This is a genomic window from Isoptericola dokdonensis DS-3 (assembly GCF_001636295.1).
GTDB lineage: Bacteria > Actinomycetota > Actinomycetes > Actinomycetales > Cellulomonadaceae > Isoptericola > Isoptericola dokdonensis.
The window spans coordinates 302,534-319,639 of sequence record NZ_CP014209.1 but is presented as its reverse complement, the minus strand read 5'-3'; the positions used below and the strand labels follow the sequence as shown (position 1 = coordinate 319,639).

Annotated in this window: 18 protein-coding genes and 2 tRNA genes; 9 read left to right on the top strand and 11 right to left on the bottom strand. The window is 74.7% G+C overall.

All coding sequences use genetic code 11. From position 1 onward, the window contains the following. Window positions 1–82 precede the first annotated feature (82 nt). Window positions 83–664 (bottom strand): hypothetical protein, encoded by a 582-nt coding sequence (locus tag I598_RS01455; RefSeq protein ID WP_335583270.1) that lies wholly within the window; start codon window positions 662–664, stop codon window positions 83–85. Between the two features lie 212 nt (window positions 665–876). Here I598_RS01455 and I598_RS01450 point away from each other — a divergent pair, with 212 nt between their 5' ends. The 5 genes from I598_RS01450 to I598_RS01430 all read left to right on the top strand — a co-directional run bounded on the left by I598_RS01450 (window position 877) and on the right by I598_RS01430 (window position 5,858). Beyond that, window positions 877–2,040: a PucR family transcriptional regulator gene (locus I598_RS01450; RefSeq protein ID WP_068200650.1), complete on the top strand. Its 1,164-nt coding sequence runs from the start codon at window positions 877–879 to the stop codon at window positions 2,038–2,040. Between the two features lie 120 nt (window positions 2,041–2,160). Next, window positions 2,161–3,150 (top strand): ACP S-malonyltransferase, encoded by a 990-nt coding sequence (locus I598_RS01445; protein ID WP_068200648.1) that lies wholly within the window; start codon window positions 2,161–2,163, stop codon window positions 3,148–3,150. Beyond that, on the top strand, window positions 3,147–4,157 hold the full coding sequence (locus tag I598_RS01440; protein ID WP_068200646.1) for a beta-ketoacyl-ACP synthase III: 1,011 nt from the start codon (window positions 3,147–3,149) through the stop codon (window positions 4,155–4,157). Before I598_RS01445 ends, I598_RS01440 begins: the two co-directional genes overlap by 4 nt. A 103-nt stretch (window positions 4,158–4,260) precedes the next feature. Next, window positions 4,261–4,509 carry an acyl carrier protein gene (locus I598_RS01435; RefSeq protein WP_068200644.1) on the top strand — a complete coding sequence of 83 codons (249 nt, stop codon included), beginning with the start codon at window positions 4,261–4,263 and terminating at the stop codon, window positions 4,507–4,509. Between the two features lie 104 nt (window positions 4,510–4,613). After that, complete coding sequence (locus I598_RS01430) at window positions 4,614–5,858, top strand: beta-ketoacyl-[acyl-carrier-protein] synthase family protein (RefSeq protein ID WP_068200642.1); 1,245 nt, start codon at window positions 4,614–4,616, stop codon at window positions 5,856–5,858. A gap of 84 nt (window positions 5,859–5,942) precedes the next feature. Here I598_RS01430 and I598_RS01425 read toward each other — a convergent pair whose 3' ends face one another. Both I598_RS01425 and def read right to left on the bottom strand, forming a co-directional pair. Continuing rightward, window positions 5,943–6,443 carry a DUF3145 domain-containing protein gene (locus tag I598_RS01425; RefSeq protein WP_068200641.1) on the bottom strand — a complete coding sequence of 167 codons (501 nt, stop codon included), beginning with the start codon at window positions 6,441–6,443 and terminating at the stop codon, window positions 5,943–5,945. A gap of 160 nt (window positions 6,444–6,603) precedes the next feature. Then, window positions 6,604–7,089, bottom strand: a complete 486-nt coding sequence (gene def, locus I598_RS01420; protein ID WP_068200638.1) for a peptide deformylase — start codon at window positions 7,087–7,089, stop codon at window positions 6,604–6,606. 100 nt (window positions 7,090–7,189) lie between these two features. On the opposite strand from def, the gene I598_RS01415 reads away from it, so the two are divergent. Next, window positions 7,190–7,266: transfer RNA gene (locus I598_RS01415), tRNA-Ile, on the top strand. A gap of 41 nt (window positions 7,267–7,307) precedes the next feature. Here the strand turns inward: I598_RS01415 and I598_RS01410 are convergent. Next, on the bottom strand, window positions 7,308–7,718 hold the full coding sequence (locus tag I598_RS01410; protein ID WP_198155724.1) for a DUF4260 family protein: 411 nt from the start codon (window positions 7,716–7,718) through the stop codon (window positions 7,308–7,310). A gap of 47 nt (window positions 7,719–7,765) precedes the next feature. On the opposite strand from I598_RS01410, the gene I598_RS01405 reads away from it, so the two are divergent. Next, window positions 7,766–8,704: a DNA-3-methyladenine glycosylase family protein gene (locus tag I598_RS01405; protein ID WP_068200634.1), complete on the top strand. Its 939-nt coding sequence runs from the start codon at window positions 7,766–7,768 to the stop codon at window positions 8,702–8,704. 108 nt (window positions 8,705–8,812) lie between these two features. Here the strand turns inward: I598_RS01405 and I598_RS01400 are convergent, their stop codons facing one another. Further along, window positions 8,813–8,986, bottom strand: coding sequence for a CsbD family protein (locus tag I598_RS01400; RefSeq protein WP_068200633.1), 174 nt, complete (start codon window positions 8,984–8,986; stop codon window positions 8,813–8,815). A 91-nt stretch (window positions 8,987–9,077) separates the two neighbouring features. Here I598_RS01400 and I598_RS01395 point away from each other — a divergent pair, with 91 nt between their 5' ends. Together I598_RS01395 and I598_RS01390 are read left to right on the top strand one after the other, a co-directional pair. Beyond that, a complete protein-coding gene (locus tag I598_RS01395; RefSeq protein ID WP_068200630.1) occupies window positions 9,078–9,587 on the top strand; it encodes a hypothetical protein in 510 nt (169 codons plus the stop codon). Window positions 9,588–9,635: 48 nt separating this feature from the next. Next, window positions 9,636–9,708: transfer RNA gene (locus I598_RS01390), tRNA-Asn, on the top strand. A gap of 64 nt (window positions 9,709–9,772) precedes the next feature. Here I598_RS01390 and I598_RS01385 read toward each other — a convergent pair. From I598_RS01385 to I598_RS01360, 6 genes are all read right to left on the bottom strand, one after another. After that, a complete protein-coding gene (locus I598_RS01385) occupies window positions 9,773–10,345 on the bottom strand; it encodes a Dps family protein (protein ID WP_068200628.1) in 573 nt (190 codons plus the stop codon). An 85-nt stretch (window positions 10,346–10,430) separates the two neighbouring features. Then, window positions 10,431–12,365 carry a DNA primase gene (dnaG, locus tag I598_RS01380; RefSeq protein WP_068200626.1) on the bottom strand — a complete coding sequence of 645 codons (1,935 nt, stop codon included), beginning with the start codon at window positions 12,363–12,365 and terminating at the stop codon, window positions 10,431–10,433. A 34-nt stretch (window positions 12,366–12,399) separates the two neighbouring features. Continuing rightward, window positions 12,400–13,698 (bottom strand): deoxyguanosinetriphosphate triphosphohydrolase, encoded by a 1,299-nt coding sequence (locus I598_RS01375; RefSeq protein ID WP_068204728.1) that lies wholly within the window; start codon window positions 13,696–13,698, stop codon window positions 12,400–12,402. Window positions 13,699–13,776: 78 nt separating this feature from the next. Beyond that, the gene (locus I598_RS01370; RefSeq protein ID WP_068200624.1) at window positions 13,777–14,544 is read right to left on the bottom strand and encodes a metallophosphoesterase family protein; all 768 of its coding nucleotides are present in this window, start codon (window positions 14,542–14,544) and stop codon (window positions 13,777–13,779) included. Window positions 14,545–14,608: 64 nt separating this feature from the next. Beyond that, a complete protein-coding gene (locus I598_RS01365) occupies window positions 14,609–15,124 on the bottom strand; it encodes a mycothiol transferase (RefSeq protein ID WP_068204725.1) in 516 nt (171 codons plus the stop codon). 96 nt (window positions 15,125–15,220) lie between these two features. After that, a complete protein-coding gene (locus I598_RS01360; RefSeq protein ID WP_068204722.1) occupies window positions 15,221–17,089 on the bottom strand; it encodes a glycoside hydrolase family 13 protein in 1,869 nt (622 codons plus the stop codon). Window positions 17,090–17,106 lie beyond the last annotated feature (17 nt).

Sequence of the window (17,106 nt, the reverse complement as noted above, 5' to 3'; positions counted from 1 at the left end):
ACGAGGCCCGGTCACCCCGCGGGGTGACCGGGCCTCGTCGTCCCTGGCGCTCCGCCTCGCGGCGTCCTGCGCGGGACCGCGGTCAGGCGGTGGAGCCCGCCACCTCGGCGGCGTCGATGGCGGCCACCAGCTCGGACCGCACCGCGGCGACGGCGGTGGCGTCGCCGTGCGACTCGAGCGCGGCGAGGTGCCGTCGGGCCTCGTCGAGTCGGTCGGCCTCGACGGCGGCGAGGACGAGCTGGCGGCCCACCTCGACGTCGTGCTCGCGCACCCGCCAGTGCCCGATGCCGAGCCCGAGCGCCTCGACAGGCAGCCCGGCGTCCCGCAGCACCTCGAGCCCCTCGGCGAGGGCCTGCCCGGACGGGTCCCGCTCGGCCGCGGTGGTGAAGCGGCGCATCGCGCCCTCGGGGTCGTCGGCGACGGACAGCCGCCCGAGCTCCAGCAGGGGACGCCACGCCCGGGGGTGGCCGGCCAGCTCCTCGGCGAGCGACCAGACGGCCAGGTCGGCGGCCTCGACGCGCTCCTCCTCGGGCAGCGCCGCGAGCGGGTCGTCGGGGCTGGTGGGATCGGCCGCCCGGCGGCGGACCAGCTCGGCGAGCGCGGCGAACGCACGACGGTCGTTCGGGTCGTCGTGCAGCATCGCCCGCAGCGCGTCCTCGTGCACAGCATCTCCTCGGCGTCGGTTCCCCGTCGGGCGCCGCACGCCGATCCTGGACGAGGAGCGCGGGCGTCGCAGAAGCTGACGCAGACGGGGCATCAGGGCCATGCACCCGACCCTATCCCCTGCGGGTGACGCCCGGGCGGGCGAACCGCCCGACCGCGACGCACGCCCACCGCTTTGTGCGTTCCCCACAACCCAGGCCCTATCCTCAGACCATGTCCTCCTCCACCGTCTCGCGTGACGAGAACGTCCGTCGCGTCCGCGACGGGCTGGGCCTGCTCACCGCCGCGGCGATGCGCCGCCTCGACGAGGAGGTCCACTGGTACCGGCAGCTGCCCGCCGAGGACCGGTCCTACGTCGCGCTGGTCGCCCAGTCGGGCATCACCTCGTTCGCGACCTGGTTCGCCGACCCGACCCAGACGCCCCACGGCGTCGGCGAGATGTTCGCGGCCGCCCCGCCGGAGCTCACCCGCTCCATCTCCCTGCAGCACACCCTGCAGCTCGTGCGCCTCATGGTCGACGTCGTCGAGTCGAACTCCGACCAGATCGCCGCGCCGGGATTCGAGCGCGAGCTGCGCGAGTCGGTGCTGCGCTACTCCCGCGAGGTCGCGTTCTCCGCGGCCGAGGTCTACGCGCGGGCCGCCGAGGTGCGCGGCGCGTGGGACGCGCGCCTGGAGGCGCTCGTCGTCGACGCGATCGTGCGCGGCGACACCGACGACGCCCTGCGCTCGCGCATCTCCGCGCTCGGCTGGAGCGGGCGGGGGCAGGTGCTGGTCGTGGTGGGCGAGACGACCGACAGCCTGGACGACGTCGCGACCGCCGAGCTGCGCCGGGCCGCCCGCCGCGCCGCCGGTGACACGCTGGTGGGGATCCACGGCGACCGGCTGGTCCTCGTCCTGGGCGGCGAGGGCGACCTCGTCGCGGCGGCGACCGCCCTGGTCGGGCGGTTCGGCCCCGGCCCCGTGGTGTTCGGCGGCGTGGTGCCGTCGATGGGCGAGGCGACGGCGTCGGCCCGGTCGGCCCTCGCCGGGCTCGCCGCCGCACCCGCCTGGCCGCAGGCCCCGCGGCCCGTCCTCGCCGACGACCTGCTGCCCGAACGGGTGCTCACCGGGGACGTCACGGCCCGGCGCACCCTCGTCGCGCAGGCCTACCGGCCGCTGCAGGAGGCCACCGGGTCCGTGCTGGAGACGTTGTCGGCCTACCTGGGCACCGGCCGCTCCCTGGAGGCGGCGGCGCGTCGGCTGTACGTGCACCCCAACACCGTGCGGTACCGGCTGCGCAAGGTCTCCGAGATCACCGGGTGGGACCCGCTCGACGCCCGCGAGTCGTTCGTGCTGCAGGTGGCGCTCGCCCTGGGCCAGCTCGGCACCGACGGCTGACGCTCCCGCCGCGACGCGCCCCCGCACGGCCCCCCGATTGAGGATTCCCACAATCGGCCTGGTCGAGGTTGGTGCGCGTCGCGACGGTCCGGCGTCGGAGCCAGGTGGCACCGTGGACTCGTGCTCGCCGTCGTCTGCCCTGGACAGGGCTCTCAGACCCCCGGGATGCTCGCGCCTTGGCTCGAGCTGCCCGGCACCTCCGACCTGCTCGACTCCTTCTCGGCCGCGGCCGGGACGGACCTCGTCCAGCACGGCACCACGTCCGACGCCGAGACGATCCGCGACACCGCGGTCGCCCAGCCGCTCATCGTGTCGGCCTCGCTGCTCGCACTGCGCACGATCCTCGACGGGCGGGCGACGACCGACGTCGTCGACGTCACCGCCGGGCACTCCGTCGGCGAGCTCGCCGCGGCAGCCGTCGCCGGGGCCCTGGACGACGCCGGGGCCGTGGGCCTCGTGTCGCACCGCGCGCGGGCCATGGCGGACGCCGCCGCCGCGACGCCGTCCGGCATGAGCGCCGTCGTCGGGGGCGACCCGGACGAGGTGCTCGCCGCGATCGAGGCGGCGGGCCTGTTCCCCGCGAACGTCAACGGCGGCGGCCAGGTCGTCGCGGCCGGATCGCCCGAGGCGCTCGCGGCCCTCGCCGAGCAGCCGCCGACGCGCGCCCGCGTCATCCCCCTGCAGGTCGCCGGCGCGTTCCACACGCCCTACATGGACGCCGCCCGCACGGCGTTCGAGAAGGTCGCGACCACCTGGCTCGCCACCGACCCGCGGCTGCCGCTGCTGAGCAACGCCGACGGCGCCGCCTACGCCACGCTCGGCGAGGGCGCGCACGGCCACGGCCGCTCCACCGACGTGCTCGCCCGCCTCACCGCCCAGGTCACCGCACCCGTGCGCTGGGACCTGTGCCAGGCGTCGCTGGCCGACCTCGGTGTCACCGCGATCCTCGAGCTCGCCCCCGGCGGCGTGCTCGCGGGCCTCGCCAAGCGCTCCCTCAAGGGCGTCGAGCTGGTCGCCGTGAAGTCGCCCGACGACGTCGAGGCCGCCCGTGACCTGATCGCCCGGCACTCCGTGGCCGCCGGCGCCACCGCCGCCGAGGGCACCGCGTGACCACGCGCAAGGCGCTGCGCCAGGCCGAGCCGGTCCGGCACTCCCGGATCCTCGCGCTCGGGGCCGAGCGCGGCACGGCGACCGTCACGAACGACGACGTCGCCGGACCGATCGACTCGTCCGACGAGTGGATCCGGCAGCGGACCGGGATCGTCACCCGGCGTCGCGCGTCGGCGGACGTCGACGTCATCGACCTCGCGGAGGCCGCGGCGCGCCGGGCGATGGACGCCGCCGGGCTGACCGGGGCCGACGTCGACGCCGTCATCCTGTCGACCATCACCTGGTTCCACCAGACGCCGTCCGGCGCCGCCGTGCTCGCCGACCGTCTGGGCGCCACCCCCGCGGCCGCCTACGACGTCTCCGCCGCGTGCGCCGGGTACTCCTACGGCATCGCCCAGGCGGACGCCCTCGTGCGGTCGGGCGCGGCCCGGCACGTGCTCGTCGTCGGCGCGGAGAAGCTCAGCGACTTCGTCGACCCGACCGACCGCACCATCTCGTTCCTCCTCGGGGACGGCGCGGGCGCCGCGATCGTCGGGCCGTCGGACACCCCCGGCATCGGCCCCACCGTGTGGGGCTCGGACGGTTCCCGCGCGCAGGCGATCCGCCAGACGCACCCGTGGACCGACCTGCGCGACTCCCCGGACGCCGGGTTCGCCACCATGCGCCAGGACGGCCAGACGGTCTTCAAGTGGGCGAGCTTCCAGATGGCGCCGATCGCCGCGAAGGCGATGGCGGAGGCGGGCGTCGAGCCCGACGACATCCAGGCGTTCGTCCCCCACCAGGCGAACATGCGCATCATCGACCAGATGATCAAGCAGCTCCGCCTGCCCGAGTCGGTCGTCGTCGCCCGCGACATCGCCGAGACGGGCAACACGTCGGCCGCGTCCATCCCCCTCGCGGCGCACCGGCTGCTCGCCGAGGGCCGGGTGTCGTCCGGGGACCTGGCCCTGCAGATCGGCTTCGGCGCCGGTCTCGTCTACGCGGCCCAGGTGGTCGTCCTGCCGTGACGAAGGCCCCGTAGAGTCCGAACCCGGTGGTGCGCGAGAATCGCACTGCCACCACGACCCGGTGCCGGACGCCCGGCACCCAGTTCAAGGAGAGAGCAACCCCATGGCTTACACCGCATCCGAGATCCTCGAGGGCCTCGCCGAGATCGTCGCCGAGGAGACCGGCCTGCCCACCGACGCCGTCGCGTCGGAGAAGTCCTTCACCGACGACCTCGACATCGACTCGCTGTCGATGATGACGATCGTCACCCACGCCGAGGACAAGTTCGGCGTCCGCATCCCGGACGACGAGGTCAAGAACCTCACCACCGTCGGCGACGCCGTCTCCTTCATCGAGGGCGCCCAGGCCTGACCGGCCCCCGGCGCGGGGGCGGTCCGGTGCGACACCGGCCGCCCCCGCCCCACCGGTCCGTCCCGGGCCGCCCGCCGTCCGTCCCAGTCACCAGGAGCACCACCATGACCGCCTCCCGCGACGTCGTCGTCACCGGCCTCGGAGCCACCACCCCGCTCGCCGGGGACGCCCCCTCGACGTGGGCGGCCGCGCTCGCCGGCCAGTCCGGCGCGCGCACGATGGACAACGACTGGTCGGAGAAGTACGAGATCCCCGTGACCTTCGCGGCGACGATCAAGGTCGACCCGTCGGAGGTGCTCCCGCGCCCGGAGATCAAGCGGATGGACCCGTCGGCCCAGTACGCGATGATCGCCGCCCGGGAGGCCTGGCAGGACGCCGGCGCCCCCGAGGTCGACGGCGAGCGGCTCGGTGCCGTCGTGTCCTCCGGCATCGGCGGTATCTGGACCACCCTGGACGGCTGGGACGTGCTGCGCGAGCGGGGCGCCCGCCGCGTGCTGCCCATGACCGTCCCCATGCTCATGCCGAACTCGCCGGTCGCGTACGTCTCGCTGGAGTTCGGCGCCCAGGCCGGCGCGCACTCCCTGGTGAGCGCCTGCGCGTCGGGCGCGGAGGCCATCGGCTACGGCATCGACATGATCCGCAACGGTCGCGCCGACGTCGTCGTGTGCGGCGGTACCGAGGCGACGATCCACCCGATGCCGATCGCCGCGTTCTGCGCCTCGCGCACGCTCTCCCTGCGCAACGACGACCCGGCCGGCGCGTCGCGCCCGTACGACGTCGACCGCGACGGCTTCGTCATCGGTGAGGGTGCCGCCGTGCTGGTGCTGGAGTCCGCCGAGCACGCCGCGGCCCGCGGCGCCCGCGTGTACGCCAAGCTGTCCGGTGTCGGGCTGTCGTCCGACGCCTACCACATCACGTCCCCCGACCCCGACGGCAAGGGACAGGTCGCCGCGATGCGGCGCGCGCTCGCCGACGCCGGCGTCGAGGGCCGCGACGTGGTCCACATCAACGCGCACGCCACCTCGACGAAGGTCGGCGACCTCACCGAGACGCGCTCGATCCGTACCGTCCTGGGCTCGGAGACCGACCACGTGCGGCTGTCGGCGACCAAGTCGATGACGGGCCACCTGCTCGGCGGCGCCGGCGCCCTGGAGACGCTGTTCGCCGTCAAGGCGGTGCACGAGCGGCTCGCTCCCCCGACGATCAACGTCGCCCAGCCGGACCCGGAGCTCCAGGTGCCGCTCGTGCGCGACACCCCCGCGCAGCTCCCCGACGGCGACATCGCGGCGATCAACAACTCGTTCGGTTTCGGCGGGCACAACGTGGCCCTCGTCGTCACCAACGCCTGACGCACGCACGACGGCGCCCCACCGCCCGCGATCTCTCGCGGCCGGTGGGGCGCCGTCGTCGTACCCCAGGGTGGACGGTGCGGGCTACCCGACGCGGTGCAGCCAGCGCACCGGCGCACCCGCCCCGGCGTACCGGAAGGGTTCCAGCTCGTCGTCCCAGGCCGTGCCGAGCGCCAGGTCCATCGCGTCCCGCAGGGCGCGCGGCTCGTGCGCCTGCTCCATGGCCGCGCGCACGCGGTCCTCGGGCACGACGACGTTCCCGTGGACGTCCGTCATGGCGTGGAAGATGCCGAGGTCCGGCGTGTGCGACCAGCGGGCGCCGTCGGCGCCGTGGCTCGCCTCCTCGGTCACCTCGTAGCGCAGGTGGTCCCACCCGCGCAGCGCCGAGGCGAGGCGCGCCCCCGTGCCCTGCGCACCCTGCCACGAGTGCTCGGCACGATAGAGCCCTCTCGCCGCCGGTTGGGGTGTCCAGTCCAGCGCGACGTCTCCGCCCAGCACACCTGCTGCCGCCCACTCGAGGTGGGGGCACAGCGCGCGCGGAGCGGAGTGCACGAAGAGCACACCGCGTGTGATGGCACCGGCCATGTTGTCCTCCCTGGGTGTCGAGGTCCGTCTTCCCCTACGTCCTCGAGCTCCACGAAGTTCCTGGTCAGCACGTCGCAGCGGCGTGTCGTCTTGCGTCCTGCGTCACATCTTTCACCACGGCACCGACACGCGCGACAGTGATTCGGACATTTGAGGCTCCTCAGAGGCGCTCGCGCAGCTCCCGCATCGCCTTCTTGCGCACGGTGCGCTCCAACCGGTCGAGGTAGAGCTTGCCGTCCAGGTGGTCGCACTCGTGCTGCAGGCACCGCGCCAGGAGGTCCGTGCCCTCGACCACCACCGGCTTGCCGTCGAGGTCGATGCCCTCCACCCGGGCGTACCAGGCACGCACCGTCGGGTAGAACAGACCCGGCACCGACAGGCAGCCCTCGTCGCCGTCCTGCGTCTCTTCCGACAGGTCCACGATCCGCGGGTTCAGCACGTAGCCGATCTCGTCGTCGACGTTCCAGGAGAACGCGCGCAGGTTCACACCGATCTGGTTGGCGGCGAGCCCGGCCCGGCCGTCGGCGTCGACGGTCTCCAGCAGGTCCTCGACCAGGCCCTTGACCTTGTCGTCGATGGTGGTGATCTCGTCGCAGGCCGTCCGCAGGACGGGGTCGGGAACCACCCGGATCTCTCGCATCGCCATGCCCGGCATTCTTCCACGACGCGACCCTGACCTGCGGACCGGCAGGTCATCGCGGCCGTGACGCTGCGCACGCCGGCCGTTCCGGTAGGCTCGCCGCCGCGCCCCGTTAGCTCAGCTGGTCAGAGCAGGAGACTCATAATCTCTCGGTCGCGGGTTCAAGTCCTGCACGGGGCACCACGGCGACGCGCGGCGCACCCGCACGGCCACAGTCCGAGCCGTCAACGCTCGGGTATGGCGCCGCCGGCGTCCGCGACGCCCCGGTCGCGCCCGATCCGCCCCAGGTGGGTGTGCGTGAAGTCCTCCAGCTTGAGCCCGTACCCGAGCGCGCGGTCGACGGCGACGTGGAACGCCCAGCACGCGGCGAGCAGCGCCGGCCAGCCGACGTCGTGGCCCGCCAGGAGCAGGGCGGCGTAGGCCGCCAGGGCGACCGCCGGGCCGGTGTAGCTGTGCACGGCGTTGTAGGCGAGCGCCCCGGCCCGCGGCCCGCGCAGGTAGCCCAGCGCCGAGAGGTCGAAGAGCAGGAACGCCGCGAGCAGCGCCCACCACGGCTGGTCGGCGGCGATCGTGGCGACGACGACCGCCACGGCGACCGCCCCGTTCTCGAGGCGCTGGATCGTGATGACCGACATGGTTCCCATCCTGCCCGGTGCAGGACGAGCCTGCGTAGCCTGGTGGGATGGCGCAGCCACCGGTCCCGCACGACGCCGACGTTGTGCGCACCTGGCGGCCGGACCACCCGACCGACGTCGTGACGACCCTCGCGCCGCTGCGTCGGGGCCGCGCCGACCCGACGCACCAGGTGACCGGCCGCAGCGTGTGGCGGACGACGCTCACGGACGACGGCCCCGCGACGATGCTGCTCTCCCCCGGCGACGACGGGACGCTGACGTGCCGCGCGTGGGGCGAGGGCGCACGGGCCGCCGCGGACCTCGCGCCGGACCTGTGCGGAGCGCGGGACGACCCGGCAGGGTTCACCCCGGACCTCCCGCTGCTCGCCGACCTGCACCGCCGCCACCCGGCGGTCCGCGTGCCGCGCAGCGGGCGGGTGCTGGAGGCGCTCGTGCCCGCGGTCCTCGAGCAGCGCGTCATCGGGGTGCAGGCGCAGGCCGGGTGGCGGCACCTGGTGCACCGGTTCGGCACGCCGGCGCCCGGCCCCACGCCGGTGCCGATGACGGTGGTGCCGTCGGCGCGGCGGTGGGCCACGATCCCGGTGTGGGAGTGGCACCGGGCCGGTATCGACCCGGGCCGGGCCCGCACCGTGACACGGTGCGCCGAGGTGGGGTCGAGCCTGGAACGGCTCGCGGCTCTCGCCCCGCAGGAGGCTGCCGAGCGCATGCGGTCGCTGCGCGGGGTGGGCGCCTGGACGGCGGCCGAGACCGGGCAGCGCGCCCTCGGCGACGCCGACGCGCTGTCCGTCGGTGACTTCCACCTGGCGCGCGTCGTCGGGCTGGTCCTCGCGGGACGGCCCTTCGACGACGACGAGATGGTCGCCACGCTCGCGCCCTACCGCCCGCACCGCTACCGGGTGGTGCGGCTCCTGGAGGTCGGCGGGCTGTGGGGCGCGGTACCGCGCCGGTCACCGCGCCCGACGTTCGTCGACCACCGCCGCCACTGAGCCCGCCGTCACCGGCAGGCGGTGCGGCCCCGCGACCAGCACGCCCGGGCGCACGACGAGGGCGGCACCCCACGGGTGCCGCCCTCGTCAGGGTCGGTGCTGCGCGCCCTACTTCTTGAACGCGTCGCGGACGTCGTCGCCCGCCTGCTTGATGTTCGCCTTCGACTGGTCCGCCTGGCCCTCGGCCTCGAGGCGCTCGTTGTCGGTCGCCTTGCCGGTGGCCTCCTTCACCTTGCCGGCGGCCTCCTCGGCGGCGTGCTTGGCCTTGTCACCGATGCTCATCTGATGCCTCCTGGAGTCGACTACCCCTCGACGCTATCCCTGGGCAACACGTTGCGCATCCCGGCCCCCGCACCGCCGGTACGGTGGCCCCATGCCCGCCCGTCGCACCCCCCGCGCCGTCCGCGCCGCCGTGCCCGTCACCGGCCCGGAGAAGGTCCTCGCCGGAGCCGAGCTCGCCGACGGACGGTGGGCCGTGGCCACCACCGCCGATCTCGTCGTCGTCACCGCCCTGCCCGCGGCCGACGTCGTCCTGCGCCGCCCGTGGTGCGACGTCGACAAGGCGGCGTTCGACCCGCACCGCTCGACGATCGCCGTCGAGTGGGTCGATGCCGCCCCGACGCTCGGCCTGCCCCTCGTGGACGCGACCGCCACGAACCTGCCCGCCGTCGTCCACGAACGGGTCCTGCGCTCCGTCGTCCTGGCCGACACCGTGACCGTCCCCACGGGCACCGTGAAAGTCGCCGTGCGCCGCGACCGGGACGGCTCGCTCTTCTCCCAGGCGGTCGCCGGGCAGGGCGTGGACCTGGCCGATCGCACCGTGACCGACGTGGTGGACGCCACCGAAGCACGCCTCCGGGAGGCGTGCGGACTACCCCGGTAGACCTGGTACTGTTATCTCCGGTTCGCGGCGCAAAGCGCAGCGAAACGATCCCGCGTAGCTCAGCTGGCAGAGCATCCGACTGTTAATCGGACGGTCGTTGGTTCAAGTCCAACCGCGGGAGCCCAGCATGAAGGCCCGGCGACTCGACAGAGTCGCCGGGCCTTCGTCGTTCGGCCGGCAGAGGGTCAGCCCTGGTCGGACTTCCCTGCCGCGCGGGCGGCGTCGACCTCCGTCGTGGCACCGGCGGTGGAGAGCTCGCCGGACGACGACTCCAGGTGGGCGCGGACGAACCAGTGGAACTGCTCCAGCTCGCGCAGGTTGCCGATGAGCAGGTCGTTGGTGACGTCGTCGAGCTCGGCCGTGGCCTCGGCGGCCTGCCGGTGGTCGGTGATGACCCCCTGGTAGACCTCGTCGAGGGCACCCAGGTGCTCGATGGTCGTCGCGCGGCCGAGGCTGTAGTCCTCCCAGGTGCGGGACGCGACCAGCGCACCCGGCGTGCCGATCGGCTCACCGCCGAGGGTGGCGATGCGCTCGGCGACGTCGTCCGCCATGAGCCGCACGGCGTCGACCTGCGGGTCCAGCATCTCGTGGACGGCGATGAAGTGGACACCGACCACGTTCCAGTGCACGTGCTTGAGCGTGAGGTGCAGATCGGTGAGCGCGTTGAGCCGGTCCTGGAGGATGGCGGCGACCTTCGCGCCGTCCTCGGTGGTGAGGGTCGGGACCGTGTAGGTGGGCAGCTTCTTGCCGGTGGGCATCGCAACTCCTTCGATGGGACGTGACCCCATCGTGTCCAGGGAAGACCCCGTGCGCGACCGGAACCGGCCCGGCCGGCGAACCCCGTCAGACGCTCTCGCGCAGGCGACGCCGTTCTGCCTCGATGGCCAGGAGCCGGGTGAACGCGTCCTGGTAGCCGTCGGGGTCCGCGGCCGGGTCGAGACGCTGCACGCGGCTCTTGGCGTCGGCGATGCGACGGGTGAGGCCGAGGTCGGCGACCTTGCGCACCACGTCGACGACGTAGGCCGCGATGGCGGACTCGCGGTCCTCGGGCACGGGAGCGACGGCCAGCTCGGTGACCAACGGCGCGACGGCGTCCCCCGCCTCGGTGACCACGGCCTCGACCCAGCGTCCCCCGCCGAGCCCGGCGCCGGCGGTCACTCCCCCGGCGGCCCGGACGGCGGCGTGCACGGCACGCCACGCGGGCGTGGCGAAGGCGTCCGCGTCGAGGTCGTCGAACGTGGCGGGGACGTGCTGCGGGTACTGCAGGACGACGACGAGCGCGAGCCGCTCGATCCGCGCGACCGGGTCGGACGGGTCCGGCGCGGCGAGCACGGGCCCGGACGACGGCGCCGCGGCGTCGGGCGCGGCGGGCCGGTCGTCGACGCGGCGCGCCGGGGTGCCGCGCTTCGCCGACCGCCCGACCTCGCGCCGCACCTCCTCGGGGTCCAGGCCGATCCACCGGGCGAGGTTGCGGCTGTACCCGAGCTGCATCGAGCGGTCCCGGATGCCCGCGACGAGCGGTGCCGCCGAGCGCAGCGCCCCGACCCGCCCCTCGACGGTGTCCAGGTCGAACTCGCGCAGGGTGGTGCGGATGACGAACTCGAACAGCGGCACCCGGCCGTCCACGAGCGCGCGTACGGCCTCGGGGCCGCGCGCCATGCGCAGGTCGCACGGGTCCATGCCGCTCGGCTCGACCGCGACGAACGTCTGCGCGTGGAAGCGCTGGTCCTCGCCGAACGCGCGGATGGCGGCCTTCTGCCCGGCGGCGTCGCCGTCGAACGTGAAGATGACCTCGCCGCCGAGCGACGCCCCGGACGCGAGCTGGAGCCCGCCCCCGGCGGTGGTGTCCCCCAGGAGGCGGCGGACGACCTTCGCGTGGTCGCCGCCGAACGCCGTGCCGCACGTGGCCACGGCGACGTCGACGCCCGACAGGTGCGCCGCCATGACGTCGGTGTACCCCTCGACGATGACGACCCGCTTCGACTGCGCGATGGCGCGCTTGGCGAGGTCGATCCCGTAGAGCACCTGCGCCTTCTTGTACAGGGTGGTCTCGGGGGTGTTGAGGTACTTCGGGCCCTGGTCGGACTCGAAGAGGCGCCGGGCACCGAACCCGATGACGGCACCTGTCACGTCGCGGATCGGCCACACGAGGCGCCCGCGGAAGCGGTCGTAGACGCCGCGCTGCCCCTGGCTCACCAGCCCGGACGCGATCAGCTCGGGCTGGGTGAACCCGCGCCCCTGCAGGTGGCGCATGAGGGCGTCCCAGCCGGTGGGCGCGAACCCGACGCCGAACGTCTCGGCGTCCGCGCGCTCGAAGCTGCGCTCGGCGAGGAACGCGCGGGCCGCCTGGGCGTCCGGCCCGAACAGCTGCTCGGCGTAGAACTCGGCGGCGACCCGGTGCGCCTCCATGAGCCGCTGCCGGCGGCCCGGCTCCTCCCGCGGCCCGCGCTGCGCCGCCGCGCCCGTGCGGGCGTCCTCGTAGCGGAGCTGGATGCCGGCCTGGGCGGCGAGGTGCTCGACGGCGTCCGTGAAGCCCATGCCGTCGATCTTCTGCACGAACGAGATGACGTCGCCGCCCTCGCCGCAGCCGAAGCAGTGCCAGCGGCCCACCCCGGGGCGGACGTGGAACGACGGGCTGCGCTCGTCGTGGAAGGGGCACAGCCCCTTGAGCGAACCGACCCCGGCGGGCTTCAGCGTGACGTGCGCCCCGACGACCTCGTCGATCCGGGCACGTTCACGGACCGCCTCCACGTCCTCCCGCTTGATCAGCCCAGCCACGTGCGCAGTCTAGGCCCGCGGCGCGGCCCCGGCGTCAGCCCTCGCCCCGCACCAGGCGTGCGTGCAGCTGTGTCGCCGACACGTCCGTGAGGGACGCCACCTGGTCGACGACGACCCGCAGCCGGGCGGCGTCGTCCGCCGCCTCGCGCCAGTCGGCCGCGAACTGGGGCTCCAGCGCGACGGGCGCGCGGTCGGTCAGCACCTCGACCAGCTCCGCGACGATCTCCCGCTGCGCCGTGTACACCGGCTCCGCCTCGCGCGGCGCCATGACGTACGCCACCGCGACGCCCTTGAGCGCGAGGATCTCGTCGGCGGTCTCGTCCGGCACGACCAGGCGCGCCGCGTAGCGCGTCAGCGGGCCGTCCCCGTAGCGGTCCCGGGTCGCACGCTGCGCCGCACCGCTGAACCGGCCGATGAGCTGGCTGGTGGCGTCCTTGAGGGCCGCGAGCGCCCGCCGGGACCCGTCGAACTCGGTGACGAGGTAGCCGGTGTCCCGCAGGCGGCACAGGGCGGCGTCGAGGGCGTCGGGGTCGTGCCAGTCGCCGTACCAGGCGCGCACGTGCTCGACGACACGCCGACGCTCGTCGGCGTCGTCGAGCACGCGCAGGTCGAGGCGGCTGCCGACGACGGCGTCCTCGACGTCGTGCACGGAGTAGCTGATGTCGTCGGCGAGGTCCATGACCTGCGCCTCCATGCAGCGCACGCCGCCGGCGGGGGCGCCCTCGCGCAGCCAGGCGAACACCGCGGCGTCGTCGGGGTAGACGCCGAACTTGTGCGTGGGGCGGCCGTCGGGTCGAGCCGGTCCCGCGCCGAGCCGCCAGGGGTACTTGACGCTCGCGTCGAGGGAGGCGCGCGTGAGGTTGAGGCCGCGGGGCGCGCCGTCGTCGGCGACGATCTTCGGTTCGAGCCGGGTGAGGAGCCGCAGGGTCTGCGCGTTGCCCTCGAAGCCGCCGACGTCGGCGGCGAGCTCGGCGAGCGCCCGTTCGCCGTTGTGGCCGAACGGGGGGTGGCCGATGTCGTGGGTGAGGCAGGCGGTGTCGACGAGGTCGGGGTCGCAGCCGAGCGCGCGCCCCATCTCGCGGCCGACCTGCGCGACCTCCAGGGAGTGCGTCAGGCGGGTGCGCACGAAGTCGTCGCTGCCGGGTGTGAGCACCTGCGTCTTGGCGCCGAGGCGCCGCAGGCCCGACGAGTGGACGACGCGGGCGCGGTCCCGCTCGAACGGGGTGCGGTCCTTCGACTTGGGCGACTCGACGTGCCAGCGCTCGACGTCGTGGTCGCCGTAGGACGGCGTGCCCCGCTCGCCGTGGGCCGGGCGCGGGCCGGCGGGGACCACGGTGGGGTCGAACGCGTCCTGCGAGAACGTCTGCACGGGCGAAGCCTAGCCGCGGCGTCCGACGTGCCGTCGCAGAGGTCAGCCGACGGGTTCGGCCTGGTTCGCGTCCGGGGAGTACCGGTACACGCCGGTGCGCAGCTCGCCCGCCCACTCCTCGTACCTCGGCATGCCGAGCGTGCGGGCGACGTCGAGCTCGGCCTCGACGTCGTAGGGCACGCGCACGTGCGTGAGACCGAAGGGCGCCGGGTCGGTCGCGTCCGGGACGCCCTCGAGGATCGTGTAGACGGGCGTCGGCTCGTCGAGCGGGTTGCCGACGCTGCCCGTGTTGAACAGGGTGCGGGAGCGGTGGGTCTCCACGTAGGCGTCGTGGACGTCGCCGTACCCGACCAGGTCGGGCGTCGGGCCAGGTCCGGTGAGGTCGGTCGCGGCGAACATCGCAGCGAACTCCTCGGGCGTGTGGTGGAAGTGCACCTTGCGGTGCACGCTCGCGGCCGACGCGTGGAACAGGCGGATGCGGCGCCCCGAGAGCACGAGGTCGTGGCACAGCGGCTTGCTCCGGAGCCACGCGAGCTGGTCGGCGCGCAGCTCGTCGCGCCACCACACCATCTCCGGCGGCCCGTCGTCGGCGATCTGCGGCAGGAAGTCGTCCCAGTTGCCGCGCACGTCGACCTCGCACACCTCGCGCAGCCGGTCGACGACGGCGCTGCCCCGGGGACCCTTGCCCGCGTCGTCGCCGAGGTTGATCACGCGCGTGATGCCGCGTGCCGCGACGTCCGCGAGGACGGCGTCGAGGGCGCCGAGGTTGCCGTGGACGTCGGAGAGGACGGCGATCTGCTCGGTGGCCACACGACGATGCTCCCACAGGGGCGGCGCGGTGGGACGCACGACGGACCGCCGCGGGCCGGCGTCGCTACGCGCGACCCGTGCGCTCCAGCACCCCGCGCAGGAACGCGATCTGCGCGGCGTGCTCGAGGGCGTCGACGGCGACGGAGACCAGCCGGGCCCCGAGCGTCACAGGCGGGTCCCAGGACCGGTCGACGACGGTGTCCAGGTCGGCGTCGGTCAGGCCGGTCAGGACGTCGAGGGTCTCGTTCTGCACGTCCTGGACGTAGCCGAGCAGGAGCCCGGCCGACGACCGCACCTGGGCGACGTCGTCCGGCGTGTGGCCGAACCCGGAGTCCTGCGGGCCGAACGGGAGGTCGAACTTCTCGTCCCACCGGCCGGCGGTCCAGACCTGCTCGCGGCCGAGCGCGGCGGACACCTGCAGGTCCTGCCCCCGGCCGACGTGCCAGGCGAGCCAGCCGATGGTGTTCGCCTCGGGATCGAGCCGGGCCGTGAGCGCCTCCGGGGAGAGCCCGTCGACGGCACGGCGGACCGTCGGTCCGATCCGCGCGTACAGGTCCTCCAGCACCTCGATGCCTTCCACCGTGGCCTCCTTCCGGTCGTCCCTGCCCACGGTGCCTCCTGCACGGCCGGTGCGCGACCGCGACGGTCCGTCAGGCCTGACCGGCAGACAGCAGCGTCAGGCGAGGCGCACGACGGCGACCCCGGGGCCGTCGCCGGAGACCCGCAGGCCCTGCGGCCCGGCCGAGACCGGCACCTCGCCGTACAGCGGCTCGGGCTCGGCACCCGGCGCGAGCAGCCGGCCCGGCAGGGTCACCCCGGACCACGGCCCGCGCGCCACGACCACCAGCACCCGCTCGGCGGGCGACTCGCGCAGGAACACCACGGCGTCGTCCTCGACGACGGCCCAGCGCATCCCGCCGTCGCGCAGCGCCGACGACCCGCGCCGCACCGCCGCCAGCCGCCGGTACACCTCCAGGGTGGCGGCGTCCCAGCGCGGTCCGCCGTGCGCGGCCTGGTCCCACGCCATGGTGGTGCGGGCGTGCTCGCCGTTGTCGCCGGTCGCGCCGACCTCGTCGCCCGCGAACACCACGGGCGTGCCCGGGTAGGTGAGCAGCAGCGTGACCGCGAGCTCGACGGCGTCGGGCCCGACGACGGTGCGCAGCCGCGGGGTGTCGTGCGAGCCGAGCATGTTCCACTGCCGGGCCGTCACCGACCAGGGCACGCCGGCGTCGAAGTCGCGCATGGCGGCGACCATCGAGCCGCCGGGGCGGCGCACCCCCGCGACGGGCAGCCCGTGCGCGGCGACCGGGGACCCGTCGAGCGCGAGCCACGACCACACCGGCCGCGTGAAGCCCGTGTAGTTCATGTTGGCGTGCCAGCCGCCCGCCAGGAGGTCGGCGGTGGCGTCGTGGAAGTGCTCGGCGACGAGCGCGGCCTCGGGGTTCTCGCGGCCGATCGCCGCACGCAGGGCACGGGCGACGTCGTGGGTGCGGTCGTCGCTCCCCCACCGGCCGGTCATGTTCGCGACGTCGACGCGCCAGCCGTCCAGGTGGTACGGCGCGCGCAGGTAGCGACCGATCGGGGCGTCGGGCCCGGTGACCATGCGGTGCCAGGTCTCGTCCGAGCCCCAGTCCAGCTTGGGGAGCGAGCCGAACCCCAGCCAGGACGCGTACCCCTCGCCGGCCGGGGTGGTCGCGACGTCGGCGCCGCCGGGCTCGGCCCACACGAACAGGTCCCGCTCCGGCGCGGCGGGGTCGGCCAGGGCCCGGGTGAACCACTCGTGCCCGGCACCGGTGTGGTTGGTGGTGATGTCGCCCATCAGCCGCATGCCCCGCGCGTGCACGGCGTCCGCCAGCCGCGCGTACGCGGCGTCGCCGCCGAGCAGCGGGTCGACGGCGGCGAAGGTGGAGGCGTCGTAGCGGTGGTTCGAGCGTCCGGGGAACACGGGCGTCAGGTACAGGGTGCCGACCCCGAGGGCCTCGAGGTGGTCGAGGTGCTCGACGATCCCGTCGAGGTCGCCGCCGAAGAGCTGGGTGCCGGCGAGCGGGCCGTCGCCCGCGGGCTCGTCGTCCCAGGAGGCGGGCACGGCCCAGTCCGGCGCGGGCCGGGAGATCGCGGCGCCCGAGCGGGCGAACCGGTCGGGGAACACCTGGTAGACCAGCCCGTCGCCCAGCCAGGCGGGCGCCGGGGCGTGCGTGGTGAGGCGGAAGCTCCCGGCGTCGGGCACCTCCCGCGCGTGCACGCCACGCCCGTCGAGCCAGCGGTAGCCACCCGGTCCGTCGAGGAGGAACCGGTACGGCGTGACGGGGTTGTGCACGTCGACCTCGGCGACGTACGAGGTCTCCTCGTCCGTGCCGCCGTCCGGGCGGGCCGCCACCAGACGCGGCTCGCCGTCGCGCACCGTGCGCAGCCAGACGCCGGTGACGCCCGCCGCCCGGGGCACCCGGACGCGGACGGGCACGGTGTCACCGAGGGCGGGAGTGCCCGGCGGGACGTGGAGCGCGGAGCCGTCGTGGTGCGGCTGGTCGAGCAGGTGCGAGGTCATGCTGTCCTTCCGGTCGG